Here is a 25,732-nt window from a genome sequence, read left to right on the forward strand (position 1 = left end):
ATGAGCTTACTCAACGTCCCAGCGGGTAAAGAACTGCCAGAAGACATCTACGTAGTTATCGAAATCCCGGCTAACGCAGATCCGATCAAATACGAAGTGGACAAAGAGAGCGGCGCCCTGTTCGTAGACCGTTTCATGTCTACCGCGATGTTCTATCCGTGCAACTACGGTTACATCAACCACACCCTGTCTCTGGACGGTGACCCGGTTGACGTGCTGGTCCCAACGCCATACCCACTGGAGCCAGGCTCCGTCATTCGCTGCCGTCCAGTTGGCGTGCTGAAAATGACCGACGAATCCGGTGAAGATGCGAAGCTGGTTGCGGTACCGCACACCAAACTGAGCAAAGAATACGATCACATCAAAGATGTGAACGACCTGCCAGAGCTGCTGAAAGCGCAGATCACTCACTTCTTCGAGCACTACAAAGACCTCGAAAAAGGCAAGTGGGTTAAAGTTGACGGCTGGGACAACGCAGAAGCGGCGAAAGCAGAAATCATCGCCTCTTTCGAACGCGCTGCTAAGAAGTAATTCTTACTGCTGTTAATGAAGGCCCCGCGAGTCGGGGCTTTTTTATGCCTTTAAAAAACACATGAACTCCTGACCGTCGCGATCGTGAGCGTTATACATGCTAAGTTTCTTTCTTCAAAGCATAAAGATGGGCTACATAAAGGCGTTTGACTGTTACGGTAAAGACAGTAAATGGCAGTATCTCTGCATCATGACATTCCAGCTTGCCTGGTTTTTGTTTTACTTATGGATCCCTTATCGAAGCGATTATGTGATTCTGCTGTTTTTACTGTGTTTCCTGCCCGTCATTTCAAGCAATACGCGGTGCATAAACTACTATGGCCATTCACGCGCCTTGTGTTTTTTATGGCTTATTGCCCCGTACATCATGCTGTTCGTTCCTCTGTTTTTAACCCGACGCCGGGATAAAGAAGAGAGTTGAAGGAATAAAAAAAACAACGCCACCTCACGGTGGCGTTGTTTTTTTTCAGTACTGGTCTCTGTCTAACCAGTTACCGCTTACAATCCGCGTTAACCCTTCGACCGGACGCTGGTAGACGTACATCCACGCACTTCCGTACGGCGTCTGGATCAACTGGCGTGCGTATTCACCGCCCCTGGTGCGCAAGGCATCAAGTTCGGCAAGCGTCGCGTTATCAATACGATAGACTTCACCCTGTACTGTTCCTTCGCCCGGAACCGCGCCTGGATAGTGGCCCAGGCTGTACAACTGGTAGTTCTCGATATTGTAATTCCCCAGCAGCAGGGCATTGGTCATCCAGTGACTGTTGCCTTGCTTGGTTCGTAAACTGCCGTAGACAAATATTCGCATTGCTAAAACTCAAACTGATAGAGCAGATCAAGTGCCTGGTCTACGCCGGACACTGCTTCCAGATATAGCTTGGGCATCAGGCGATAGCGTAACGTGAGAGTTGCCAGTGAGTCAAAGATCCCCACACCATATTTTACCTGCAGACCCGGCAGTACATAGCCGCTGACCACCACCTGCGAGGAGTCACCCACGCCCTGGGTGTCCAGCGCCAGATTGCTTACGCCGAACGTCTCGCCGATTTTACCCACAACCTGCCCACTTTGTGCAACCCCCAGACCCACTAACATCGAGGTCATCGCCGCACTGTCGCTTTGTCCGCTGTTCAGACCTTGTCCACGCAGCAGATAAGAGAGAGCTTCCTGCTGGGACATCGCCGGGTCAGAGAAGATCTCCGCCTTCGGTTCGTCGGCGGAACCGGTGACGCGAACGCCAGCAATGACGTCGTCTTCCGTCGCTTCCGGGTTACGAATCGCTTCGATGTTCAACAGGGGCTGATCCGGTGGACCGGAGAACAGCAGCTCGCCTTTGCGCACAATCAGATCCTGACCATAGGCGTGGAAACGCCCTTCAGGAATAGTGATCTGCCCGTTCAGGCCAAGCCCTTGTTTATCCTGCGCCACTTTCAGGTCGCCCGTGAGCCTCGCCTTCAGCCCAAACGCATTCAACCGCACGTTATTCCCCACGTGCACGATAAGGTTACTATTAATCGGTATGCCAGTGCTCTTCTGTTCGATAGGTTTCAGATTTTCATTGAGCATAACTTCATCACTTGAGACGCCGACCGCGCTTTCCGGCACGTCGTGAACCACGATGCGCGCCCACGGCACGTCGACGCGCCCGTCAAGCGTGAAGAGGCTTGGCGTGGCTTCAAAGACCACATCAGGCGAGACGTCCAGGCGCACCATCGGCGGTACGGTGATGCGTACCCGGCTCCCCTTCGCCGCGATGCGGGCGCGCCAGTTATCGATCTGGCTCCAGTCCGCGTCGCCGCTCAGGTTGATTTGCCCCTGCTGCGTCAATACCGAGCCGCTCAGCGTCGAGCTCATGCCGTTGAAGTTCATCGCGATCTGGCTGGGCTGCATGTCAAACGGCATGAAGTTACCGTCGATATCCACGCCGCTGAGCCGCAGCTGGCCGAACAGCTGCGGGCTTTGCACGTTACCGGCCAGGCGCAGGTTAGCATTCAGCATGCCCTCCGCTTTTTCCCCGCGCGCGAAAATCGGGTTCACCATCGCCAGGTTGAAGTTACGGATGTTGACGTTGCCGCCCAGATTACGCCGTCCCTGCGGATCGGTAATCTGGACCTGCCCGTCCAGCTGACCGTTGTTGGTCAGGCGGATCGTCCACCCCAGCTGTGCGCGATTGTTATGCAGATCGGCACTCAGGTTCAGGGTATCGAACGCCACCGGCAGCGGCGCGTCGTTGACCTCCTGCGTCACCTTCACGTTACGCCCGGACAGCGTGACGCTGCCCTGCGGCAGCCCCTCTTTGGTGGTGTCCCAGGCGACATCGGCTTTCCCGCTGAAGACGCCGCTGGCCTGGGTCGTGTCCGGCATAAACGGCTTCAGCATCGCCAGATCGAAGCGGTTGAGGTTGATCTGCGCGCGCCCTTCCGCACCCGCATCGATGGTCTGCGGCACGCACAGCTCCGCATTCGGGTTGGTCCAGCAGTGGGGCCCAATGCTGATCTTCTGCTCGGCGTTGCGGTAGTCGAGGGCAATGGCGCGCGAGAGCGCCAGCGGCCCGACCGGCGTATTGAAGCGCGTGTTATCCAGCGTCCCTTTCCAGCGTTCTTCTTTGCGGTCGAAGCTGCCGGTAAGGTGAAGCTGGCCGGAGACCGGCTCGCCCTGCACGCGCAGCTCGAGGTCGTGCTGCTTCTCGTTCCCTTTGGCGTCCAGGGTGACCAGGTTAATGTTCACGTCCGGCTGAGAAATGCGCTCCACGCGCAGGTTCAGGCTACCGCCGATCTGATCGGTGGATTTCACATCCCCTTCCACGCGGACGCGGGCAACGCTCAGCTCCTGCCAGCGCAGGTTATTGGCGGTAATGTCCGCCAGCAGCTGCGGTGCCTCCACCGTACCGCGCACTTTCACGAGGCCTTTCGCCGTGCCGCCCAGACCCGGCAGGGCGTTATCCAGATTCGGCGCGTCGATGGTGGCGTCCAGATTGAGATCTTTCACCCCCAGCTCGCCTTTGATATCCGCCGTGTTGCGGCCCAGCGCCACGTGCAGCCCCGGGATAACCCACTGCAGATAGCTGTTGCCTTTCACCGAGCCTTCAACGTTAACCTTGTTCTGCTTCACGTTCCCGGTGAGCTTGATTTCCGGCACGTCCATCTGCCACGTACCGCCGTACAGGCTGCCGCGGGTTTTAATCAGGCCATCCAGCTTCGACGGCCAGTCCGGCACCTCTTTGGCGGTGTTAATACCCGTCAGCTTCAGCTCGCCGCGCCAGCTGATCGCCTGCTGCCAGTCGAGCAGCGCGGTCAGCTCGGTTTTGCCTTCCAGCGCCGCGACGGTCAGCTTGTCGAGGTTGACCTGCTGTTCGTTGCCCTTCGCATCCAGCGTGATGTTCGCGGGCGGTACGCCCTGCCCCTTCACGGCGGTGCGGAACGAGAGCGTGTAGTCGGTCATCTTGCCGCTCAGCTTCAGCTTAAGGTCATCGGCCTGGAACTGTTTTTCGCCGGTGAACGGCCAGTAAAGCTGCTTGCTGACGACCTCAAGATTGAGCGGCAGCCCGGCTTCCGCCAGCTGCGTTTGCGCGCGCAGGACCATGTCCACCGGGCCGGAGAGATTGACCCCGACATCCAGCTTATCGCGCAGCGCCCCGCCCACTTTGACCTTCACCTTTTCGCCTTTCAGCGGATCGATGTTGAGGGCACTGTTAAGCGTGATGTCCACCGGCCAGTTATCGCGCAGCAGGGCATTCCCTGACGCATTCACCGAGCCCTGGTTGGTGTCGATATCCAGCGCGTCGAGCTTCATGTTGCCGTCAATGCTGCTGACTTTCAGCAGCATGGTGTAGACCGTCAGATCGGTATCGCCGGTCAGGCGCAGCTGCTCGCCTTTGAACTCCTCGATGTTGAGATTCAGCGGCAGATGAACGTCGGTCATTTCCGGCAGGACAGGCTTCGAGAAGAGATCTTTCAGCGTTTCACCCAGCGGCTTTTCTTCCGGCTGCGGGTTCTGGATCTTCGGCTCGACGATCTCTTCCTGCGCCACGTCGGCCACCTTCGGCAGCGCGATCAGCAAGCCCTGCAGGGACGTCGGCGTCAGGGTCAGGTTTTTCTCCTGCCAGCGCAGGCCGGAGGTGAAATCCATCACGGACACGGTAGTGTCGTCGATTTTGATATTGACGTTATCGAGCGCGACCCGGTAGAGCGCGATCGGGTACGGCGTGGAGAGATTCAGCGGGCCGCTGTCCTCTTCCTCGACCGGCGCAGACTTTGGCATTTTTTTCGAATCTATCGCCACGTTGACGTCTTTAAGCGACAGATCGTTGACGCAGAGTTTGCTGTCACGCAGGCAGCCCAGCTTGACCGCCAGATGGAACTCCCCGGCGTTCACCGCCACGCCCGGCTGCTCGTAGCGGATGTTCTTCAGACGCAGATCGCGCCAGCCGCCCGTTACCTGGCCAATCTCCAGCCCCGGCACCCAGCGGTTCGCAGCGTTAAACAGCAGATGCAGCCCGGTCGTCGTTCCCACCAGAAACGCCACCGTACCGAGCAGCAGCACGATAAAAATCAGCACCCCGAGGCTTATTTTCTTCCATAAACTCATAATTCAGGCCCCAGACCGATGTAAAACTGTAATCCGTGTTCTTCTTTGTCGCCGACAGGCACGGCGAAGTCGAGCTTGATGGGACCGACGGGTGACTGCCAGCGTACGCCCACACCCGCGCCGGTTTTGAAGTCGCTGCGGCGGATATCGTTCACCGCCTCACCACCGTCAACAAACATGGCGCCCCACCACTTTCCGCTGACGTTGTACTGATACTCCAGCGATCCGGTCGCCAGTTTTGACGCACCGGTCAGCTGGCCCTTTTCGTTCTCAGGTGAGATCGATTTGTACTTATACCCACGAATGCTGCGGTCGCCCCCGGCGAAGAAGCGCAGATCCGGCGGCACGCGCTCGAAGTCTCCCGTTTCAATCCAGCCGAGATTGCCGCGCATCACAAAGCGGTGTTTGTCGTACAGCGTGCGGATCCAGACGTTTTGTGCCTGAATCACCGAGAAGTCCACGTCGGAGCCCCAGGCGGAGTTGGAATAATCGATGGAGTAGCGCTGTGAGTCGCCCCAGGTCGGCATCAGGCCCCCGCGCGAGCGGGTACGGCTGATCATCACGCCAGGATAAAGCAGCATGGTGGTATTGGTGACGTTGGCCTGGGTAAAGTGGTCCAGGCTCCAGCGCAGGTTAATGGCGCGCTGCCAGCCGCTGGAGAGATCCCAGAAGCGTGAGACCGCAAGGGTCGTAGAGTCCTGCTTGGTGTCGTTCAAGTCGGTGCGCTTAAAACCGCCCTGCACAAGGTAATATTGCTCAAGCGGGTTTTTCAGCAGCGGCATTTTGTAGCTGAAATCCAGCTGCTGCTCGGGCGCAGAGAGGCTCAGGCTGGTGGTCAGGCTGTGACCGTACGAGTTCATCCACGGTTTTTTCCACGAGGTTCTCACGCGTGGTCCAACATCCGTCGAGTAGCCAACACCGGTCTCAATGGTGTTCTCGGTGCGCGGCGAGACAACGCCATGCAGCGGCAACACCTTCGTTTTGCGAGACTTATCAAATTCCGGTGCGACAACCACGGAGTTAAACCAGCCGGTAGCGGAAAGACGACGGTTCAGTTCCGCCAGGTCCCTCGACTGGTAGTAATCCCCTTTTTTGAACGGCACGAGGTTTTGCAGATACTCTTCACGAATTTGCGAACCTTCAAACGTCACATCGCCAAAACGGTAGCGTTCTCCGCTGTCGTAGTCGATATCCCAGAAGGCCTGACGCCGATCCAGCGCAATCCCCAGCTGGCTTTTATTGAACTGGCTGTCGAAGTAGCCCTTACGCAGGGAAACGTTCGTCAGCTCTTTTTTGAAATGGTCGTAGTCACCGTGGTTAAGCACGGTACCGATTTTCGGCCGCGTGCTGAGCAGGTCCAGATAATCCCGGTCGGTACGCGCCCCGCCGCGCAGGATGACGTTCGTACCACCAATCAGTACCGGCTCGCCCGGCGAAACGCGGGCAATAAGGACCTGGCGCCCCTTCTTTGGCGGCGGACGGAGGTCAAAATCAATGGTGGGTTCGTAATACCCCAGCGCTTTCAGCCCTTCACGGATCGCATCATCCACGCGCGCGCGAAAACGCCGGTCCGGCGTCACCTCATCACTCTGGATGGTCGACAACTGCGCACGCACGTTTTTTTGTAGCGCCCCGGATAGCCCCTCAACCTGCAAACGGACATTCGCCGCGCTGGCAATCCCGCTTGTCAGCAACACACTGACTAAACATAACTGGCGGATTTTTGTCACGTTTTCTCCTGAATATCCCTGTTTCCACCCTGGAAGCAAATGAAGTGCCGCTCCGCGGCAAAATACGGCCTGTTGGCCAAAAACCCAAATCACGGGTTGAAAACGGGTGTAACACCCAAATATTTCTTATGATTAAATCTAGACTCATTCAGCGCATTTATTGTGTTCAATTAAACGCTTCGTGACAACCTTAACCGAAACATCGCACCCCGGGAGGCCCCATCGTGAGTTTATTCGACAAAAAGCATCTGGTTTCACAAACTGATGCATTACCGGGACGCAACACCCCTATGCCTGTGGCGACCTTACACGCCGTCAATAACCATTCCATGACCAACGTGCCGGAGGGAATGGAAATCGCCCTGTTCGCCATGGGCTGTTTCTGGGGCGTTGAGCGCCTCTTCTGGCAGCTGCCCGGCGTTTACAGCACGGCGGCTGGCTACACGGGCGGCTACACGCCGAATCCGACCTATCGAGAAGTCTGCTCCGGCGAAACCGGGCATGCGGAAGCGGTACGGGTGGTCTATGACCCTGCGGTAATCAGCTACGAACAGCTGCTGCAGGTCTTCTGGGAGAACCACGACCCGGCGCAGGGCATGCGTCAGGGCAACGACCACGGCACACAGTACCGTTCGGCCATTTATCCGCTCACGCCCGAACAGGATGCCGCCGCGCGCGCCAGCCTTGAGCGTTTCCAGCAGGCCATGCGTGAAGCGGGCGATACGCGCGAGGTGACGACGGAAATCACCACCGCGAAACCGTTCTACTATGCCGAGGACGATCACCAGCAGTATCTGCATAAAAACCCGTACGGCTACTGCGGTATCGGGGGCATTGGCGTCTGCCTGCCGCCACAGCTGGCCTGATTATCGACCCAGCGCCACGCGAGCCGCGTGGCGCTCAAAGAAGCGACAGCGTTGTCTCATAGCTTAACATCCATCCACCAGTCGCCCCCGCCGGCCATCTTCGCCAAATTGTGACCTCTGGCAGATTTACATCTCTTTACGCTATACTACCCGCTGAAATAATCGGCTCAACGCTACGAGCTGATTTTCAATGTGTTTTCACACAAATGGTATCAACTCCCCTTCTGAGGATCTGGCGAAAAGCCGGATAAACTATGTTAAACAGTATTTTAGTAATACTTTGTCTGATTGCCGTCAGCGCGTTTTTCTCGATATCTGAGATCTCGCTGGCCGCGTCCCGTAAAATCAAACTGAAGCTGCTTGCCGATGAAGGCAACATCAATGCCACCCGCATCCTGAAAATGCAGGAAAACCCCGGGATGTTCTTCACCGTGGTGCAGATTGGCCTCAACGCGGTCGCCATTCTCGGCGGTATCGTGGGTGATGCGGCGTTTTCCCCGGCGTTTTATAGTCTGTTTGTTAAGTACATGTCCGTTGAACTGGCCGAACAGCTCAGCTTTATCCTCTCCTTCTCGCTGGTAACCGGCCTGTTCATCCTCTTTGCAGACCTGACCCCGAAACGCATCGGTATGATTGCGCCAGAAGCTGTGGCTTTGCGTATCATCAACCCGATGCGCTTCTGTCTGTACGTGTTTCGTCCGCTGGTGTGGTTCTTCAACGGCCTGGCGAACGTGATTTTCCGCATCTTTAAGCTGCCTATGGTGCGTAAAGACGACATCACCTCTGACGACATCTATGCGGTGGTTGAAGCCGGCGCGCTGGCCGGGGTGCTGCGCAAGCAAGAGCACGAGCTGATTGAGAACGTATTCGAACTGGAATCCCGTACCGTACCGTCTTCCATGACGGGCCGTGAAAACATTATCTGGTTCGATTTACATGAAGATGAGCAGAGCCTGAAGAACAAAGTGGCGCAGCATCCGCACTCCAAGTTCCTGGTCTGTAATGAAGATATCGACCACATTATCGGTTACGTCGACTCCAAAGACCTGCTGAACCGCGTGCTGGCAAACCAGAGCCTGGCGCTCAACAGCGGCGTGCAGATCCGCAACACCCTGATTGTGCCGGACACCCTGACGCTCTCAGAAGCGCTGGAAAGTTTCAAAACCGCCGGGGAAGACTTCGCGGTTATCATGAACGAATACGCGCTGGTGGTGGGTATTATCACCCTGAACGACGTGATGACCACGCTGATGGGCGACCTGGTTGGCCAGGGGCTGGAAGAGCAGATTGTTCAGCGTGACGATAATTCATGGCTGATTGATGGCGGCACACCGATTGAAGACGTGATGCGCGTGCTGGATATCGACGAGTTCCCGCAGTCCGGTAACTACGAGACCATCGGCGGCTTTATGATGTTTATGCTGCGTAAGATCCCGAAACGTACCGACTCGGTGAAGTTCTCCGGCTACAAGTTTGAAGTAGTGGATATTGATAACTACCGCATCGACCAGCTGCTGGTGACGCGCATCGACAACAAACCGACCGTACTGGTACCGAAGCTGCCGGACGCGGAAGAGAAGGTGTCGGCGTAAAGCACCAGCCGCTACAAACATCAACGGCTCCCATTGGGAGCCGTTTTTTTTTAACTACTGCATAGCACGTTGGTTAAGCCATCTCAGTCTGCAGACGCATAACCTGACGGTTGACTTCGGACATCACAGACAGGTGCTGTTTGTCCTTCACTTTTGGGACAAGGATCTTGCCCTTATCAAACTCAAAAGCGCCAACATCCTTGATGTACAACCGTCCACGGAACAGGATCTTCACGTACTTCGCCACCTGAAGCGGGTTGTAGCGTTGGAAAATTTTCATTCTTGTATCTCCTGCGAATCATACGCTCTTGCGGTGCCACAATCGGCCCGACTGTCCTGAGCGCAAATTTTAATGCCCAATGACTATAGACCAGAACTACGGTGTTACCCAGTGTGCATAAGTTTATTTACCGTTTGATTACAATTATTCAGAATAATCTTTGCAAAGCGTGACCGGGCGCAGTATAAGCCGTCGTTTTTTCATGGATATGTGCGTTCGCCCGCAAACTGGCATTGGGATTGCGGGAAAACCCCATTGATCGCACTTATGATTAAAAGCGCAAGACCAAGTGGTCGGATCACCTGCAAACAATAAGGAAACGCTATGACCCTACGTAATATCCTTGCAGCAGCCTGCCTGCTGCTGCCCCTATGGGCTTCCGCTCACAACATTGAAAAAGGACAACGTGTACCGCCAGTCGGCATTGCTGACCGGGGAGAATTGATTCTCGACAATGATAAGTTTAGCTACAAAGCCTGGAATAGCGCGCAGCTCGCGGGCAAAGTGAGAGTTGTACAACATATTGCCGGTCGTACATCCGCAAAAGAGAAAAATGCTACCCTGGTGGAAGCGATCAAGGCCGCAAAGTTCCCTCACGACCGCTACCAGACGACCACCATTGTTAACACCGACGACGCCATTCCGGGCTCCGGGATGTTTGTGCGCTCAAGCCTTGAGAGCAATAAAAAGCTCTACCCGTGGTCGCAGTTTATCGTCGACAGCAACGGCGTAACCCGTAAGGCCTGGCAGCTGGAGGAAGAGAGCTCCGCGATTATCGTGCTGGATAAAGAGGGCCGCGTACAATGGGCGAAAGACGGCGCGTTAACCCAGGAAGAGGTGCAGCAGGTTGTCGACCTGCTGCATAAGCTGCTGGCTCAGTAGATAGAGACGCGGAAGCCGGGGTTGAGGAAGGATTCGCGCGGGGTATAGTCCAGCGGCTTGCCCTGCCAGTCGTGAACATGCGCCCCGGCGGCCGCGGCAACGGCATGACCTGCCGCGGTATCCCAGACGTTGGTTGGCCCAAAGCGAGGGTAGAGCTGCGCATGGCCTTCCGCCACCAGGCAGAATTTCAGCGATGAGCCAATCGAGGTGGTCTGGTGTTCACCCAGCTGCTGCAGGTACTCCTGCAGCTCGCTGTCGCCGTGCGATCGGCTAATGACCACCAACGGTGGACGCGCATCGCGCACCTGGATCTGCTTGCGCACGCCGCACTCTTCCTTCCACGCCTTCCCTTCTGCGGCGCTGTACATCACCTTCATTACCGGCGCGTAGACCACGCCCAGCACCGCTTTGCCCTTCTCAATAAGGGCGATATTGACGGTGAATTCACCGTTGCGCTTGATGAACTCTTTTGTCCCGTCCAGCGGATCGACCAGCCAGTAGCGCTGCCAGTGCTGGCGCTCGTCCCAGCTTTGCGGCGCTTCTTCTGACAGAACGGGGATGTCCGGCGTTAAGGCCTGTAATCCTTTCAGGATCACCTTATGCGCCGCGATATCCGCCGCCGTGACCGGAGAGTCGTCGGCTTTGCTGACCACCTCCATAGGTTTACTGCCGTCATACACCTGCATGATGGCATCTCCCGCATCCCGTGCGAGCTGACAAATTTTATCTAGCATTTTCCACCTCTTTGTTAACGCAGTGAGGTTAACTCTTTGTTTTAGTTATATCGTAATGTGAACAATTCCGCTATCTGTGAAGCAATTCCGGTTTCAGGTTACTTTTTTCTGTCAGGATTCACATTTCTGTAAGCAACAAGCTATAGATACATACTCTTTTGTGCTCTGCATCGAAAAAAGGACTCCTCTGATGATTAAGTTTAGTGCAACGCTTCTGGCGACGCTGATTGCAGCAAGCGTACAGGCGGCGACGGTAGATCTGCGTATTCTGGAAACGACCGATCTGCACAGCAACATGATGGACTTCGATTACTACAAAGATACCCCGACGGAAAAATTCGGCCTGGTACGCACGGCAAGCCTGATCGATGCGGCGCGTGGCGAAGTGAAAAACAGCGTGCTGGTCGACAATGGCGATCTCATCCAGGGCAGTCCGCTCGGGGATTACATGGCGACCAGGGGGCTGAAAAAAGGCGAGATCCATCCTGTTTATAAAGCGATGAATACCCTGGACTATACCGTCGGCAACCTCGGCAACCACGAATTCAACTACGGTCTAAAATACCTGCATGACGCCCTTGCCGGTGCGAAATTCCCGTACGTTAACGCCAATATCATCGACGTTAAGACGCAAAAGCCGCTCTTTACCCCTTACCTGATTAAAGAGACCAACGTCGTCGACCAGGACGGTAAAAAACAGACGCTGAAAATCGGCTATATCGGCTTTGTGCCGCCGCAGATCATGACGTGGGATAAAGCCAACCTCGACGGTAAAGTGACCGTTAACGACATCACCGAAACCGCGCGGAAATACGTGCCGGAAATGCGCGAAAAAGGCGCCGATCTGGTGGTCGTTGTCGCCCACTCGGGTCTCTCCGCCGATCCGTATCAGGCCATGGCAGAAAACTCCGTTTACTATTTGAGTGAAGTCCCGGGCGTCGACGCGATCCTGTTCGGCCACGCCCACGCGGTCTTCCCGGGCAAAGATTTCGCCAGCATCAAAGGGGCGGACATTGAGAAAGGGACGCTCAACGGCGTGCCGTCGGTGATGCCGGGCATGTGGGGCGACCATCTTGGCGTGGTGGATCTGGTGCTGAATAACGACGGCGGCAGCTGGAAGGTGACGCAGTCAAAAGCCGAAGCGCGCCCGATTTACGACGCTGCGGCTAAAAAATCTCTGGCGGCGGAAGATAAAAAACTGGTCGACGTGCTGAAGCACGATCACGACGCCACGCGCGAATTCGTCAGCAAGCCGATCGGCAAATCCGCCGACAACATGTACAGCTTCCTGGCGCTGGTGCAGGACGACCCGACCGTTCAGGTCGTCAACATGGCGCAGAAAGCCTATGCGGAACACTATGTGCAGGGCGATCCGGATCTGGCAAAACTGCCGGTCCTGTCAGCGGCTGCGCCATTCAAGGTAGGCGGGCGTAAGAACGACCCGGCAAGCTATGTTGAAGTCGAAAAAGGCCAGCTGACCTTCCGTAACGCCGCCGATCTCTACCTCTACCCGAACACGCTGGTGGTGGTAAAAGCGACGGGCCAGGAGGTGAAAGAGTGGCTGGAGTGCTCTGCCGGACAGTTTAACCAGATTGACCCGCACAGCAGTAAGCCGCAGTCGCTGATTAACTGGGACGGCTTCCGTACCTATAACTTCGACGTGATCGACGGCGTGAACTACCAGATTGACGTCACCCAGCCGGCGAAATATGACGGCGAGTGTCAGGCGCTTAACCCGCAGGCGGAGCGCATCAAAAACCTGACCTTCAACGGCAAGGCGATCGACCCGAATGCCACCTTCCTGGTGGTGACCAATAACTACCGCGCCTACGGCGGTAAGTTTGCCGGTACGGGAGATAGCCACATCGCCTTTGCCTCGCCGGACGAGAACCGCTCGGTGCTGGCGGCGTGGATCAGCGCGGAGTCGAAGAAGGCGGGCGAAATTCATCCGGCGGTGGACAACAACTGGCGTCTCGCGCCGATCCACAGCGATACGAAACTGGATATCCGCATAGAAACGTCGCCGTCCGATAAGGCAGCCGCGTTTATCAAGGATAAAGCCCAGTATCCGATGAAGCAGGTCGCAACGGATGATATCGGGTTCGCGATTTATCAGGTGGATTTGAGTAAGTAAAAACAAAACGGCAACATACGTTGCCGTTTTTCGTGTTCGTTCCCTCTCCCTGTGGGAGAGGGCATCAGGCCGCACATATCCGGCTTTTACGCCGCGCGATCGTCCCGATTCGCCATCACCTTCGGCGTATTCACCTCAATCCAGTCCGCCAGCGCAGCGACTTTCTCGCTGACCTCAATCCCCATCGCCGTCAGGCTATACTCTACGTGCGGCGGCACCACCGGATACGACACGCGATCGACAAACCCGTCCTGCTCCAGCGCCTGGAGTGACTGGGACAGCATCTTTTCACTCACCCCGCCCATTTTACGACGCAGATCGCTAAAGCGATGCGTTCCCTGGCGCAGGGCCAGCAGAATCAGGACACCCCAGCGGCTGGTCACGTGTTTGAGCACCTCGCGTGAAGGGCACTGTTCCGCGAAAAGATTGCCATCGCGCATTTGTTCGCTGAGCGTCGGTATCGTTGTTTTCATACTTACCTTTTTGTACGTACTTACTAAAAGTTAGTAATGGTGCTAGTGTGCCACAACACCAGACAAACACGAAGGAGATTCATCATGATCGCGATTACCGGCGCTACCGGCCAGCTTGGCCATCTCGTTATCGAACAACTGCTGAAAACCGTACCGGCCAGCCAGATTGTGGCCATCGTACGTAACCCGGCGAAAGCGCAGGCCTTAAGCCAGCAGGGAATTGTGGTTCGTCAGGCGGACTACACGGATGAAGCCGCATTCACCGCCGCGCTGAGCGGCGTGGATAAGCTGCTGCTGATCTCTTCCAGCGAAGTCGGCCAGCGCGCGACCCAGCACCAGAACGTGATTAACGCCGCCAAAACGGCAGGCGTGAAATTTATCGCCTACACCAGCCTGCTGCATGCGGATACATCGCCGCTGGGTCTGCACGTTGAACACGTTGCCACTGAAAAAGCGCTGGCGGCGTCCGGCATCCCTTATACCCTGCTGCGCAATGGCTGGTATACCGAAAACTACCTGGCGAGCGCGCCGCCTGCGCTGGAACACGGCGTGTTTATTGGTGCGGCAGGCGAAGGCAAAATTGCCTCTGCCACCCGTGCAGACTATGCCGCGGCGGCAGCCAAAGTGATTGCTGAAGAGGGCCACGCGGGCAAGATCTACGAACTGGCGGGCGACCACGGCTGGACGCTGAGCGAACTGGCGGCTGAACTCAGCAAACAGAGCGGGAAGCCGGTAACCTACCAGAATCTCAGTGAAGCGGATTTTGCCGCCGCGCTGAAAAGCGTCGGTCTGCCTGCCGGACTGGCAGATATGCTGGCGGACTCCGATGTGGGTGCGTCCAAAGGGGGACTCTTTGACGATAGCCATACGCTGAGCAAACTGATCGGGCGCGCAACGACGCCGCTGGCGCAGAGTATTAAAGCCATTCTTTAACGGTGTCACCGTTCTTTCCTGCGGCCGGGTGATTTCCCTTACCCGGCCCGCTCATATTTATTAATAATAAAAACAGATATAACGATTAAAAGTCCGGGTATTCTTTATCCGTCGCGTACGTTATCGGTTTTTCAAATCCGGGAATGGTGATGCCATTCATATCAATCTTAATATCTTCCTCATTTATCCCCTGCTGGCCGAAAAAATAAATGACATTGAGTTCACCCTGCGACGCCGCCTCGTCGTAGGCGTTAGCCTGACGTCGCACCTGGCGATTACGCTGCTGATAATCCGCAAACACCGCGTCCCCATAGCGTTTGTGCAACCATTGATGGGTAAGCTTCGGCGAGTAAACCACCCCCGTGGCATTATTACCGCCAAAGCCTTTTGAATTAATAAAGGCGATTTGTCCCTGGTCTTCCTCTAATTTGCAGTCCTGAAGAGGAATGGTTAAGCGCGCGTTGTTCACCTGCGGCGCGATGTCGGACAAGCTTTTAATTCCCGGCAAAATACCATAGCGGAAGACGCCGAGGCAGCTGATTAGCTGGTCGCCGCTGGCGGGACCCAGGGAGTGGCCGAGATACGATTTCACCGCCGTCACCGGCCAGTCGCGAATCGAAAAGGCTTGCGCAACGCGGTCAAAAATATCCGCCTCTGAGACGCAATTCTTCGGCGTGCTTGAGCCGTGCGCCTGAATAAACGATCCCTTCTGCACCGTCTCCATCCCGGCCATCGATACCGCAGAGGCGACGGCTTTCGCCATGGTGATGTAGTTCCCCGGCCCCGGCGACGCAATAGAACGTTTAAAGCCGTCAGCGTTGATGAAGACATTCCCCACCGAACCGTGGATCTCTGCGCCAAGCTGCAGCGCCAGCTCGTCGTCCATTAACACGACATACTGGCTGGATTCCGCGATAACAAAACCGCAGCTGTGGCCAAACGGGCGGCTGCTGTTGCGCCAGTCGGCCGTTTCCGTTTCATCAATGTGCTTAAGCTTGCTCTCCGTTGCCAGGGCGCCCATGGCATCGAATCCTTCAATCACTTCTGAGGTCACCGGCGCTTCGGCGCTACCAACAACGGCTACGCGAATGCGCCCCGCTTTGATATCTTCGACTGCCGCATTCAGGTTATACAGAAACGTGGCGCATGCCCCCAGCGTGGCGCTGGTATGACCGACGCTACCCAGCACATACGCATTGAGGAAATCGGCGCACATGCTGTTCAGGCCCAGCGGGCACTGTTTGGCGCTGACGCGATGGCCTTTCAGGCGCGACTGCAGCATCCCGCCAAAGCCATAATCGTCGAGCTGCCCCATGATATTGCCCGAATAGACGCCGAGCTGATCCGGCGTGATTTTGGCCTGTATCTCTCGCCACGGGATCCCCAGGGCGTTGATGGCGTCTGACGCCCCGACAATCGCCATCTGTAACGCCCGCGGATGGAACTGCGAATTGTAATGGTCGCCCGGACGGAATCCCTGCGGCAACAGCCCTGCAGCCTGAACCTCCGTGCGCAGCAACGCCTCAATTTTGCAATCCATCTCTCCCTGAACGGTAATACGGACACGCCGATCCGCTAATTCTTCAACATGCCATCCCGCCGGTAAGGGTTGAGGTAATTGCCTGGCAGATATATTAAAACTGAATCCCTCTTCGCCTGAAACCATATTCAATTTTGCATGGCTGGCAATAGCATCGACATCAAAATAGTCGCGCGTAATTTTTCTGATAAGGGTTCCCTCAAGCACCTCGTCTTTTATCCTCGCGGCGGCCTGAGCAGGTGTGAATCTTTTACCGGAAATGTCGCAATACCCACCTTCATCATATTTAAGCACGCCCATCAGAATGGCTAACGATAATAACGTCTCCTGCCTTTCCTCTTCCGATAATGACTCAATAATCATTCGACGAAATGCATGATGTGAAGAACTACGACCAGCTGGACCATAGCCGCCAAAAGCCGTTATTACGGGTAATTTCACCATAATTTATTCTCTCGTGGTCGTGGATTTATTTTATTAAGCAAGTGCGATAATTTCAGATATTAGTTTACAAATTGCCAACAAAAGCTAATATGAAAATCCAGCCAAAACGCTGACTTTTTTGGCCAGGACAACGATGAGCCACCAAAAATAATAGTCAAAACAGGTATTAATCAAAAATGACAAATACACAAATAGGATTTGTGTTATGTGAACGCATGCTAAGTTCCGGTCTCAGTCTTCCGATTGAAATGTGGAAAGCGGCAGCCAGTAGCTATTTAGCTGAGCAAAAAACAACATCCCACGCAGGCACGCACAAACCGGAGAAGTCACCCTTCAGGCTCTGTCGCCCGGAGAATATTCTGAAGGTGAATACCATTGGCATAAACAGCGAGCCCATCCTGACGCACAGCGGCTTTAGCATTACCGCCGATACCACCCTTGCCGCAGACAGGCACTATGACGTTATCTATCTTCCTGCCCTGTGGCGCAATCCTCGCGCGGTGGTCAGACAAGAGCCTGAACTTCTGGAATGGCTGACCGAGCAGGCCGCGCGAGGAACCCGCATCGCCGCCGTCGGAACGGGCTGCTGTTTTCTGGCAGAGTCGGGATTGCTCAACGGAAAGCCCGCCACCACCCACTGGCACTACTTCAAACAATTCTCGCGTGACTACCCCAGCGTAAAATTACAGACAAAGCATTTTCTCACTCAGGCCGATAATATTTTCTGCGCTGCAAGCGTTAAGGCCCTGTCAGATCTGACGATCCATTTTATAGAAACGATATACGGGAAACGTGTAGCCACACATACTCAACGGACATTTTTCCATGAAATTCGTAGCCAGTTTGAACGTCAGTGTTACAGTGAAGAAAACAAGCCCCATCCGGATGAAGATATTATTCAAATTCAAATCTGGATAAAAGCCAACTGCGCCTCGGATATATCCATGCAGAATCTTGCAGATATGGCTGGCATGAGTTTGCGCAACTTTAATCGCCGCTTTAAAAATGCCACCGACATGTCCCCACTGCAGTATTTATTAACCGCCAGAATTGAATCCGCCATGACAATGCTGCAATCCACCAATCTGTGTATTCAGGAGATTGCGAATGCGGTTGGATATCAGGATATTGCGCACTTTAATCGCCAGTTTAAGCATAAAACAACGGTTTCACCGGGGGATTACCGTAAGACCGTCCGGGCAAAGATGTTTAGTGCATAAACTGCGGTCATCTCTGATAATGAAAAGATGACCACGAGGAGGCTCAACGTGCAAGGCGTACCTGAACAGTTTAATGATGAAAGAGACAGCGCGCGCTTTCGCCATCTGGCGCAGCTGCCGGGACTGGAGCTTTATCACGCGCATATTTCTGACTACGCCTTTGAGCCTCACACCCATGAAGCCTTCGGGATCGGCACGATTGAAACCGGTGCCGAACGTTTTCGCTATCGCGGTACCCAGCATCTCGCGGCGGAAAAATCCGTCGTTACCATGAACCCGGACGAGATCCATACCGGCGAATCCGCCACCGAAGGCGGCTGGCGCTACCGGATGGTCTATATCGAACCCGATCTTCTGGAAGAGGTGACCGGCCTCCGGCACTGGTGGTTTAGCGATGTCACGCGTCATGACCCGCTGCGCTCGCAGCAAATCGGCAGGCTGATTTACGGATTGTGGCATACGGACGATCCGCTTGCGCAAAAAGGATTACTGCTGGATCTGATTGCGACCTTCCAGCCGCTGGCCCATCACGCGCCGGTGATTCAGGAAGGCGCGCACCGCTTCGAACGCGTGCGCGAGTACCTGCACGACAACTACATGCACTCCCTGACGCTGGACGAGCTGGCCAGCGTCGTTTCGCTCAGCCCGTACCACTTCCAGCGCCAGTTCAAAGCCCATTTTCACGTTACGCCGCACCAGATGCTGATGGCCATTCGCCTCTGGCGCGCCAAAGCGTTCCTCACCCACGGCATGCCCGCCGCCGAAGTGGCAGCCGCGACCGGGCTGACCGACCAGTCCCATTTAACCCGCGCGTTTACCCGCCGCTATGGCATTACGCCCGTGCGCTACCAGAAGCAGGTCACCCGGCGCTAATGCGCAACCTCATACAATACGCGCGCATTTTCCCCTCCTACACTGCCTACAGCGTAAATACCTGTGGATGGAAAAATGATTAGTGGAGTGTTGTATGCCCTGCTGGCCGGGATGATGTGGGGGCTTATTTTTGTCGGCCCGCTGATCGTGCCCGAGTATCCGGCAATACTGCAGTCGACCGGACGCTATCTGGCGCTCGGGCTGATTGCCCTGCCCCTGGCGTGGCTGGGACGCGCGCGCTTGCGTCAGCTCAGCCGTCAGGACTGGGGCACCGCGCTGGCGCTGACCATGATGGGCAATCTTATCTACTACGTTTGCCTTGCGAGTGCCATTCAGCGTACCGGTGCGCCGGTATCTACCATGATTATCGGCACGCTGCCGGTCGTCATCCCCGTCTTTGCTAACCTGCTCTACAGCCACCGCGATGGCAAACTGGCGTGGTCAAAAATGATACCGGCGCTGGTATGCACCGCCGTGGGGCTGGTATGCGTCAATATTGCCGAGCTGCGTCACGGGCAGACGGATGTTGACCTGTGGCGTTACGGCTCTGGCATTGTGCTGGCGTTCATTTCCGTGGCGTGCTGGGCATGGTATGCCCTGCACAACGCGCGCTGGCTGCGGGAGAACCCGGACAAGCACCCGATGATGTGGGCGACGGCGCAGGCGCTGGTCACGCTGCCCGTCTCGCTGGTGGGCTATGCCGGGGCGTGCATCTGGTTAGGCCATCAACAGCCAGACTTCGCCCAGCCCTTCGGGCCAAGACCCTGGGTGTTTATTGGCCTGATGGTTGCGATTGCGGTGCTGTGCTCATGGGTGGGCGCGCTGTGCTGGAACATTGCCAGCCAGAAGCTGCCGACGGTGATTTTAGGGCCGCTGATTGTCTTCGAAACCCTGGCCGGACTGCTTTATACCTTCCTGATGCGCCAGAGCGTGCCGCCGCTATTCACGGCCTGCGGCATCGCGCTGCTGGTGGTGGGAGTGGTGATGGCGGTAAGAGCGAAGCCGGAAAAACCGAGGGTCGTTCCGGCTTCGGAGATGTGAGCATTGCCCAGCAGCGCTGCTGGGCAAGTCCTTAAAACGTTTCCCAGTTCCCTTCAGACGCCGCCGCTACGGGCTGCGCTTTAGGTACATAGGTTTTCACCGGCGCCGCTTTGACCGCCTGGTTGCGGGTGATTTTGAACACCGCCACCGCTTCGTTCAGGCGGGCAGCCTGATCTTCCAGCGCCGCCGCCGCGGCCGCAGATTCCTCTACCAGCGAGGCGTTCTGCTGGGTCACGCGGTCCATCTCGGCTACCGCCTGGCCCACCTGGTCGATACCGCGGCTCTGCTCGTCAGAGGCCGAGGCAATTTCACCCATGATGTCCGTCACGCGGGTGACCGCATTGACGATCTCTGCCATCGTCTCCCCGGCTTCGTTAACCAGCTGGGAGCCCGCGTTCACGCGCTCGCCGGAATCATCGATAAGCGCTTTGATCTCTTTCGCCGCCTGGGCGCTGCGCTGGGCGAGAGTACGCACTTCTCCTGCCACCACCGCAAAACCACGGCCCTGCTCGCCTGCACGCGCCGCTTCCACCGCAGCGTTCAGCGCCAGGATGTTAGTCTGGAAGGCAATACCGTCGATTACGTTAGTAATTTGCGCGATTTTACTGGAGCTGGTGGCGATTTCGTCCATCGTACGCACCACGCCTTCAACCACGTTACCGCCCTTCTTCGCCGTAGAGGAGGCGTCCAGCGCCAGACGGGAAGCCTGACGCGCGTTATCGGCGTTCTGCTTCACGGTTGCCGTCAGCTGCTCCATGCTGGCTGCCGTCTCTTCCAGAGACGCGGCCTGCTGCTCGGTACGGGAAGAGAGGTCATTACTGCCCGCAGAGATTTCGCCTGCACCGGTGTAAATCGTATCTGCGCCTTCACGCACCACGCCCACGGTGTTCGCCAGCGAGGTCTGCATCTCCTGAACGTTACGCGCCAGGATAGCCATTTCGTTCTTACCTTCAGCCTGAATCGGCTGGGTTAAATCCCCTGCCGCAATGGCGCGAATATGGTTAATCACCTCTTCCAGAGGCAGCAGCAGCACGCGGCGCATGGCTACCCAGCTGGAAATAATCACCACAATCACCAGCAGCATGACCGCAGAGAGGATCCACAGGATGCGCTTGTAGTCGCTTTCATTGTCCTGGATGCCTTTATCGGTAAGCGTTGCCTGCGCTTCGCGCCACTCGCGGTAAACCGCCTGCATCGCGGTCTGCTTTTGCTCCGCGTTCTGCTTGAACATGTCTTCCAGATTGCCCTGGCTCAGCAGAACGTTCATTTGCGTCAGCGTTGCAGAGTAAATGCGGTACTGCTCTTCGAGCCGGTTAGCCAGGTTCTCGTCCAGGCCCGGCGTATTTGGCAGGGCATAGTATTTATCGTAATGGACCTGCGCATCGGCGAGCAGATTTTTCGCCGTGTTGACCAGCTCATTAAGCTGCCCACCGTTAATCTGAGAGGCCATGCTGCTTTGCAGACGCAGCATCCCGCGGTTCAGCGTCACGCGCGCCTGGTTCAGGCTGATCCACGCATCGGTAAACTCCGCCACGTTCTTGCTGGAGAGCTGCGACACGGTGAAATTGTCTTTATCGTTATTCAGCGCGTTGATAAAGATACCCGCGGAAATCACTTGCATGATGCCGAGCACAAGCAGCACCGAAATCAGAAGGGTAATGACTTTTATACGTTTAAACATGCGTTGCCTTTGTTATATGCAGGTTTGTCTGACGTGGATATATCGGCAGGCGCGGCGGGTTGTTTACTGTTTCTACACCTTTAAAAAGTTTCTAAACCACTTTCCTAAGTCCATTCAGAGAGTTAAATGGGGTATTTTTTTGTGATCTGCATCTCACTTTTCCCCTTCCCTCTAAAGGGTTATAGCGCTGGCTTAAAGATGCATTTAATATACATCTTATATTATTGATGACGAGGTAACTGCTATGGCCTTTCGCGACCAACCCCTTGGCGAGCTGGCGCTCTCCATTCCTCGCGCTTCTGCGCTGTTTCGTAAATACGATATGGATTACTGCTGCGGCGGTAAGCAAACCCTGGCGCGTGCGGCCTCACGCAAGGAACTGGACGTTGAGGTGATTGAAGCAGAGCTGGCGCAGCTGGCCGGGCAGCCCGTCGACAAAGACTGGCGAACCGCCCCGCTCGCTGAAATCATCGACCATATCATCGTGCGATACCATGACCGTCACCGTGAACAGCTGCCGGAACTGATCCTGCAGGCGACCAAAGTTGAGCGCGTTCATGCCGACAAACCTTCCGTACCGCGCGGTCTGGCGAAATACCTGACCCTGCTGCATGAAGAGCTTTCCAGCCACATGATGAAAGAAGAGCAGATCCTCTTCCCGATGATTAAACAGGGAATGGGAAGCCAGGCTATGGGGCCTATCAGCGTGATGGAAAGCGAGCACGATGATGCGGGTGAGCTGCTGGAAGTGATCAAACACACCACCCACAACGTCACGCCGCCGCCAGAAGCGTGCACAACGTGGAAAGCGATGTACAACGGCATTAACGAGATGATTGACGACCTGATGGAACACATCAGTCTTGAGAACAACGTTCTGTTCCCGCGGGCATTAGCTGGGGAATAGAAAAACTAAAAACGGCAACCGAAGTTGCCGTTTTGCTTTTACCTTACGCCTGCCATACGTTTCTTACCGATAAACACCCAGCCCAGCCCCAGTGCGATAAACCACAGCGGCGTGACGATGAGTGCCTGACGGGTATCATCTTCCAGCGTCAGCAGAACCAGCACAAAGACGAAGAACGCCATGCACACCCAGCACATCAGCTTGCCCAGCGGCATCTTGTAGATCGATTTTTCATGCAGGTGCGGGCGTTGCTTGCGGTACACCAGGTATGAACAGAGGATAATGGTCCAGACGAACATAAACAGGATCGCAGAGACCGTGGTGATCATGGTGAACGCGCCAATCACGCTTGGGTTCACGTAGAGCATCACCACGCCGCCCAGCAGGCACATGCAGGAGAAGGTCAACCCTTTTGCCGGTACCGCGCGCTTGGACAGCTTGGCGAACGCGCTCGGCGCCACGCCTTCCTGCGCCAGACCAAACAGCATACGGCTGGTGGAGAACACGCCGCTGTTCGCGGAAGACGCCGCAGAGGTCAACACCACGAAGTTAATCAGGCTCGCGGCAGCAGGCAGGCCTACCAGCACGAACAGCTCAACGAACGGGCTCTTGGTTGGCACCACGGAGCTCCACGGCGTCACGGACATAATGACGATCAGCGCGAAGACGTAGAACATGATGATACGCAGCGGAATAGAGTTAATCGCACGCGGGAGAGACTTCTCGGGATCTTTGGTCTCCGCTGCCGTCGTGCCCACCAGCTCAATGCCCACGAACGCAAATACCGCGATCTGGAAGCCGGCAAAGAAGCCGCTAATGCCTTTCGGGAACCAGCCGCCGTCATTCCACAGATGGGTAAACGACGCCTGAATGCCCGTTGGCGACTGGAAGTGGGTGAGCACCATCACCAGACCCACGACGATAAGCCCGACAATCGCCACGATTTTGATCATCGCGAACCAGAACTCCATCTCACCGAACATTTTAACGGTGGCGAGGTTGAGGCTCAGCAGCAGAACAATGACCGCCAGCGAGGCGACCCAGTCCGACAGCCCCGGGAACCAGAACTGCGCGTAGGCGGTAATCGCCACGACGTCCGCCATACCGGTGACGACCCAGCAGAACCAGTAGGTCCAGCCGGTGAAATAGCCCGCCCACGGCCCGAGCAGGTCAGAAGCGAAGTCGCTAAAGGATTTGTATTCGAGGTTCGAGAGCAGCAATTCACCCATTGCACGCATCACGAAGAAGAGCATAAAACCGATGATCATATAAACGAAGATGATCGACGGTCCGGCGAGACTGATGGTTTTGCCTGACCCCATAAACAGCCCGGTACCGATGGCACCCCCAATCGCAATGAGCTGAATATGACGGTTTGTGAGATTGCGCCGTAGCGACTGTTCAGACGACGCCTCTTCGTCGGCGACGACTTTGACCTGATCTACCATGTGATATTTTCCTGTTTATGCCTGTCTGTGTTGTTAAGGCTCTTCTGGCCTTTAAATACGTCAAAAGATGACGTTCCCTTGTAAGGGCTAATCGATATTAGGTAAGAATCGGCGGGATGAATACTATGATTTAGATATTATGTTAATAATATGTTGAAAGTGAGTGTCATATCACTCATACAGCGCGAAACAGCTCACAAAAATACACGCAACAGTTTCGTTTGCAAGATAAAATGTTGATAGCACCGTAACTATAGGTTTTTACACTATTTTCCTCTCCCCAACCGGGAAGAGGAAATAAGAAAAGTCGATTACAGAATTTCCAGCAGCTCGACTTCAAAGACCAGGGTGCTGAATGGCGGAATGGACGCGCCAGCGCCGCGCTCGCCGTAGGCCAGGTTATGCGGGATAGTCAGTTCCCATTTGGAACCGACCGGCATCAGGGTCAGAGCTTCGATCCAGCCTGCGATCACGCCGTTGACCGGGAATTCAGCCGGTTCGCCGCGCGCCACGGAGCTGTCGAACACGGTACCGTCGATCAGTTTACCGGTGTAATGCACGCGAACGTGGTCGGTACGCGCCGGGATTGCGCCGTCGCCCTGATTGATCACGCGGAACTGCAGACCGGATTCAGTGCTGTTCACGCCTTCACGCTCGCGGTTCTCTTCCAGATATTTCACACCTTCGGCAGCCATCTCTTCGAAGCGCGCGCGACGCACGGCGTCAGCACGTTCGTGGATTTCACGCAGCGCACGGTGCACAACGTCTACCGGAACGGCAGGCTGTTTGCCTTCCAGCGCGTCAGCGATACCCGCCACCAGCGCTTCAGGTAACAGACCTTCCAGGCCGGATTCGCTCAGCTGCTGTCCTACCTGCAAGCCGATACCGTAACTTGCCTGCGCTTCGATAGTGTCAAAAGTCGGGGTGGTCATGGGTTTTCCTTCCATCACATTTAAAGTAGCGGGCAGCATATCAGCCATGCCCTTATGGGTAAAACTTTGTCTGAAGTTAAGGTGACAAACCGCGACGAAACAGAAACAATAGAGATAACCAGGATTAATCCCGAACTGATGTCACGGATGTCGGGTTTACTACGCCGTTCAGGCAGTTAGCAAACTATACTTCGGAGCACAGGATAAAAAATACGCGGAGCAGGAGGAGTGCCATGCCCGGGCGATTTGAACTGAAACCTACCCTGGCGAAAATCTGGCAGGCGCCGGACAATTTTCGCATCATGGACCCGCTGCCTCCTCTGCATCGCAGAGGGATCATCATTGGCGCGCTGATGGTGATCGTGGGCTTCCTGCTTCCTTCCGGGGGCGATGATGTCGATACCGCACCCGTCACCCGCAATGCTCAGCTGGATATTCAGTCGCAGACGCGGCCACAGCCTGACGCACAGCCGATGCAGACGCAGCTTGTGACCCCGTCTAACGATCCGGGTCAGGTCGCGCCGGTTGAGCCAGAACCCATTCAGGATGAACAGCCGCAGGATCAAGCCGCCGCCCCGTCTCAGCCTCAGACGCAACAGCCTACCGGCATTGAGCAACAGTGGCGTTCCTATCGCGTAGAGCCGGGCAAAACGCTGGCACAGCTGTTCCGCGACCACAACCTGCCGCCAACCGACGTGTATGCCATGGCGAAGGTGGAAGGTGCGGGTAAGCCGCTCAGTAGCCTGCAGAATGGTCAGATGGTACAGATTCGCCAGAATGCCAGCGGGGTGGTGACAGGGTTAACGATTGATACAGGAAGTGGGCAACAGGTACTGTTTACCCGCCAGCCAGACGGCAGTTTCATCAGGGCGCGTTAAGACCCGGATCTGTAAAAAGCAAA

General features: G+C 55.8%; 21 protein-coding genes. 11 read left to right on the plus strand and 10 right to left on the minus strand.

Going from position 1 to position 25,732, the window contains the following annotated elements; genetic code table 11:
• A complete protein-coding gene (ppa, locus tag ACZ6J2_RS12050; protein WP_010427397.1) occupies positions 1–531 on the plus strand; it encodes an inorganic diphosphatase in 531 nt (176 codons plus the stop codon).
• Between the two features lie 466 nt (positions 532–997).
• On the opposite strand, the gene ACZ6J2_RS12055 is transcribed toward ppa, so the two are convergent.
• Genes ACZ6J2_RS12055 through tamA form a run of 3 tightly spaced genes read right to left on the minus strand, consistent with a single transcriptional unit; the run spans position 998 to position 6,851 of the window.
• Positions 998–1,342, minus strand: coding sequence for a gamma-glutamylcyclotransferase family protein (locus tag ACZ6J2_RS12055; protein ID WP_014830431.1), 345 nt, complete (start codon positions 1,340–1,342; stop codon positions 998–1,000).
• 2 nt (positions 1,343–1,344) lie between these two features.
• Positions 1,345–5,121: an autotransporter assembly complex protein TamB gene (gene tamB / locus ACZ6J2_RS12060; RefSeq protein WP_471725815.1), complete on the minus strand. Its 3,777-nt coding sequence runs from the start codon at positions 5,119–5,121 to the stop codon at positions 1,345–1,347.
• Complete coding sequence (tamA, locus tag ACZ6J2_RS12065; RefSeq protein WP_214538788.1) at positions 5,118–6,851, minus strand: autotransporter assembly complex protein TamA; 1,734 nt, start codon at positions 6,849–6,851, stop codon at positions 5,118–5,120. The genes tamB and tamA overlap by 4 nt, the downstream gene beginning before the upstream one ends.
• A 224-nt stretch (positions 6,852–7,075) precedes the next feature.
• Between tamA and msrA the strand changes: the two genes are divergently transcribed.
• Positions 7,076–7,717: a peptide-methionine (S)-S-oxide reductase MsrA gene (gene msrA, locus ACZ6J2_RS12070; RefSeq protein WP_029741954.1), complete on the plus strand. Its 642-nt coding sequence runs from the start codon at positions 7,076–7,078 to the stop codon at positions 7,715–7,717.
• A gap of 254 nt (positions 7,718–7,971) precedes the next feature.
• Positions 7,972–9,309, plus strand: a complete 1,338-nt coding sequence (gene paeA / locus ACZ6J2_RS12075) for a polyamine export protein PaeA (protein ID WP_032662457.1) — start codon at positions 7,972–7,974, stop codon at positions 9,307–9,309.
• A gap of 73 nt (positions 9,310–9,382) precedes the next feature.
• On the opposite strand, the gene ACZ6J2_RS12080 is transcribed toward paeA, so the two are convergent.
• Positions 9,383–9,589 (minus strand): DUF1107 domain-containing protein, encoded by a 207-nt coding sequence (locus tag ACZ6J2_RS12080; protein WP_008501430.1) that lies wholly within the window; start codon positions 9,587–9,589, stop codon positions 9,383–9,385.
• Positions 9,590–9,913: 324 nt separating this feature from the next.
• Between ACZ6J2_RS12080 and ACZ6J2_RS12085 the strand changes: the two genes are divergently transcribed.
• On the plus strand, positions 9,914–10,471 hold the full coding sequence (locus ACZ6J2_RS12085; RefSeq protein WP_047059492.1) for a YtfJ family protein: 558 nt from the start codon (positions 9,914–9,916) through the stop codon (positions 10,469–10,471).
• Here the strand turns inward: ACZ6J2_RS12085 and cysQ are convergent.
• Positions 10,465–11,205, minus strand: coding sequence for a 3'(2'),5'-bisphosphate nucleotidase CysQ (cysQ, locus tag ACZ6J2_RS12090; protein ID WP_023334280.1), 741 nt, complete (start codon positions 11,203–11,205; stop codon positions 10,465–10,467). The two genes, ACZ6J2_RS12085 and cysQ, sit on opposite strands and share 7 nt — an antisense overlap.
• Before the next feature lie 190 nt (positions 11,206–11,395).
• On the opposite strand from cysQ, the gene ACZ6J2_RS12095 reads away from it, so the two are divergent.
• Positions 11,396–13,339, plus strand: coding sequence for a bifunctional 2',3'-cyclic-nucleotide 2'-phosphodiesterase/3'-nucleotidase (locus ACZ6J2_RS12095; RefSeq protein WP_471725816.1), 1,944 nt, complete (start codon positions 11,396–11,398; stop codon positions 13,337–13,339).
• Between the two features lie 86 nt (positions 13,340–13,425).
• Here ACZ6J2_RS12095 and ACZ6J2_RS12100 read toward each other — a convergent pair whose 3' ends face one another.
• Positions 13,426–13,812: a winged helix-turn-helix transcriptional regulator gene (locus tag ACZ6J2_RS12100; protein WP_471725817.1), complete on the minus strand. Its 387-nt coding sequence runs from the start codon at positions 13,810–13,812 to the stop codon at positions 13,426–13,428.
• 84 nt (positions 13,813–13,896) lie between these two features.
• On the opposite strand from ACZ6J2_RS12100, the gene ACZ6J2_RS12105 reads away from it, so the two are divergent.
• Entirely contained in the window at positions 13,897–14,745 is an 849-nt protein-coding gene (locus ACZ6J2_RS12105) for an SDR family oxidoreductase (protein WP_471725818.1), read from the plus strand.
• A gap of 85 nt (positions 14,746–14,830) precedes the next feature.
• Here the strand turns inward: ACZ6J2_RS12105 and ACZ6J2_RS12110 are convergent, their stop codons facing one another.
• On the minus strand, positions 14,831–16,285 hold the full coding sequence (locus tag ACZ6J2_RS12110) for a beta-ketoacyl synthase (RefSeq protein WP_471725819.1): 1,455 nt from the start codon (positions 16,283–16,285) through the stop codon (positions 14,831–14,833).
• A 620-nt stretch (positions 16,286–16,905) separates the two neighbouring features.
• Here ACZ6J2_RS12110 and ACZ6J2_RS12115 point away from each other — a divergent pair.
• The 3 genes from ACZ6J2_RS12115 to ACZ6J2_RS12125 all read left to right on the plus strand — a co-directional run bounded on the left by ACZ6J2_RS12115 (position 16,906) and on the right by ACZ6J2_RS12125 (position 19,863).
• Entirely contained in the window at positions 16,906–17,949 is a 1,044-nt protein-coding gene (locus tag ACZ6J2_RS12115) for a GlxA family transcriptional regulator (protein ID WP_471725820.1), read from the plus strand.
• A gap of 48 nt (positions 17,950–17,997) precedes the next feature.
• Positions 17,998–18,822: an AraC family transcriptional regulator gene (locus ACZ6J2_RS12120; RefSeq protein WP_471725821.1), complete on the plus strand. Its 825-nt coding sequence runs from the start codon at positions 17,998–18,000 to the stop codon at positions 18,820–18,822.
• A gap of 75 nt (positions 18,823–18,897) precedes the next feature.
• Positions 18,898–19,863, plus strand: a complete 966-nt coding sequence (locus ACZ6J2_RS12125) for a DMT family transporter (protein ID WP_471725822.1) — start codon at positions 18,898–18,900, stop codon at positions 19,861–19,863.
• Between the two features lie 31 nt (positions 19,864–19,894).
• On the opposite strand, the gene ACZ6J2_RS12130 is transcribed toward ACZ6J2_RS12125, so the two are convergent.
• Entirely contained in the window at positions 19,895–21,544 is a 1,650-nt protein-coding gene (locus ACZ6J2_RS12130) for a methyl-accepting chemotaxis protein (RefSeq protein ID WP_063440651.1), read from the minus strand.
• A 244-nt stretch (positions 21,545–21,788) separates the two neighbouring features.
• Here ACZ6J2_RS12130 and ytfE point away from each other — a divergent pair, with 244 nt between their 5' ends.
• On the plus strand, positions 21,789–22,451 hold the full coding sequence (ytfE, locus tag ACZ6J2_RS12135; protein WP_033144474.1) for an iron-sulfur cluster repair protein YtfE: 663 nt from the start codon (positions 21,789–21,791) through the stop codon (positions 22,449–22,451).
• Between the two features lie 38 nt (positions 22,452–22,489).
• Here the strand turns inward: ytfE and cycA are convergent, their stop codons facing one another.
• Both cycA and fklB read right to left on the minus strand, forming a co-directional pair.
• Positions 22,490–23,899, minus strand: coding sequence for a D-serine/D-alanine/glycine transporter (cycA, locus tag ACZ6J2_RS12140; protein WP_471725823.1), 1,410 nt, complete (start codon positions 23,897–23,899; stop codon positions 22,490–22,492).
• Positions 23,900–24,210: 311 nt separating this feature from the next.
• Positions 24,211–24,831, minus strand: a complete 621-nt coding sequence (fklB, locus tag ACZ6J2_RS12145) for an FKBP-type peptidyl-prolyl cis-trans isomerase (protein ID WP_008502892.1) — start codon at positions 24,829–24,831, stop codon at positions 24,211–24,213.
• A 233-nt stretch (positions 24,832–25,064) separates the two neighbouring features.
• Here fklB and ACZ6J2_RS12150 point away from each other — a divergent pair, with 233 nt between their 5' ends.
• Positions 25,065–25,709, plus strand: coding sequence for a LysM-like peptidoglycan-binding domain-containing protein (locus ACZ6J2_RS12150; RefSeq protein ID WP_471725824.1), 645 nt, complete (start codon positions 25,065–25,067; stop codon positions 25,707–25,709).
• The last annotated feature ends 23 nt before the right edge of the window (positions 25,710–25,732 follow it).

The sequence above is a fragment of the Enterobacter sp. E14S genome, assembly GCF_055666685.1.

Bases quoted from the DNA above. Each gene is read 5' to 3' on its own strand.
- ACZ6J2_RS12125 (WP_471725822.1), top strand. From the start codon at position 18,898: ATGATTAGTGGAGTGTTGTATGCCCTGCTGGCCGGGATGATGTGGGGG.
- ytfE (WP_033144474.1), top strand. From the start codon at position 21,789: ATGGCCTTTCGCGACCAACCCCTTGGCGAGCTGGCGCTCTCCATTCCT.
- ACZ6J2_RS12150 (WP_471725824.1), top strand. From the start codon at position 25,065: ATGCCCGGGCGATTTGAACTGAAACCTACCCTGGCGAAAATCTGGCAG.
- ACZ6J2_RS12100 (WP_471725817.1), bottom strand. From the start codon at position 13,812: ATGAAAACAACGATACCGACGCTCAGCGAACAAATGCGCGATGGCAAT.
- ACZ6J2_RS12085 (WP_047059492.1), top strand. From the start codon at position 9,914: ATGACCCTACGTAATATCCTTGCAGCAGCCTGCCTGCTGCTGCCCCTA.
- ACZ6J2_RS12105 (WP_471725818.1), top strand. From the start codon at position 13,897: ATGATCGCGATTACCGGCGCTACCGGCCAGCTTGGCCATCTCGTTATC.
- ACZ6J2_RS12110 (WP_471725819.1), bottom strand. From the start codon at position 16,285: ATGGATTGCAAAATTGAGGCGTTGCTGCGCACGGAGGTTCAGGCTGCA.
- ACZ6J2_RS12115 (WP_471725820.1), top strand. From the start codon at position 16,906: ATGACAAATACACAAATAGGATTTGTGTTATGTGAACGCATGCTAAGT.
- cysQ (WP_023334280.1), bottom strand. From the start codon at position 11,205: ATGCTAGATAAAATTTGTCAGCTCGCACGGGATGCGGGAGATGCCATC.
- ACZ6J2_RS12055 (WP_014830431.1), bottom strand. From the start codon at position 1,342: ATGCGAATATTTGTCTACGGCAGTTTACGAACCAAGCAAGGCAACAGT.
- ACZ6J2_RS12080 (WP_008501430.1), bottom strand. From the start codon at position 9,589: ATGAAAATTTTCCAACGCTACAACCCGCTTCAGGTGGCGAAGTACGTG.
- ACZ6J2_RS12130 (WP_063440651.1), bottom strand. From the start codon at position 21,544: ATGTTTAAACGTATAAAAGTCATTACCCTTCTGATTTCGGTGCTGCTT.
- ACZ6J2_RS12095 (WP_471725816.1), top strand. From the start codon at position 11,396: ATGATTAAGTTTAGTGCAACGCTTCTGGCGACGCTGATTGCAGCAAGC.
- fklB (WP_008502892.1), bottom strand. From the start codon at position 24,831: ATGACCACCCCGACTTTTGACACTATCGAAGCGCAGGCAAGTTACGGT.
- cycA (WP_471725823.1), bottom strand. From the start codon at position 23,899: ATGGTAGATCAGGTCAAAGTCGTCGCCGACGAAGAGGCGTCGTCTGAA.
- ppa (WP_010427397.1), top strand. From the start codon at position 1: ATGAGCTTACTCAACGTCCCAGCGGGTAAAGAACTGCCAGAAGACATC.
- tamB (WP_471725815.1), bottom strand. From the start codon at position 5,121: ATGAGTTTATGGAAGAAAATAAGCCTCGGGGTGCTGATTTTTATCGTG.
- paeA (WP_032662457.1), top strand. From the start codon at position 7,972: ATGTTAAACAGTATTTTAGTAATACTTTGTCTGATTGCCGTCAGCGCG.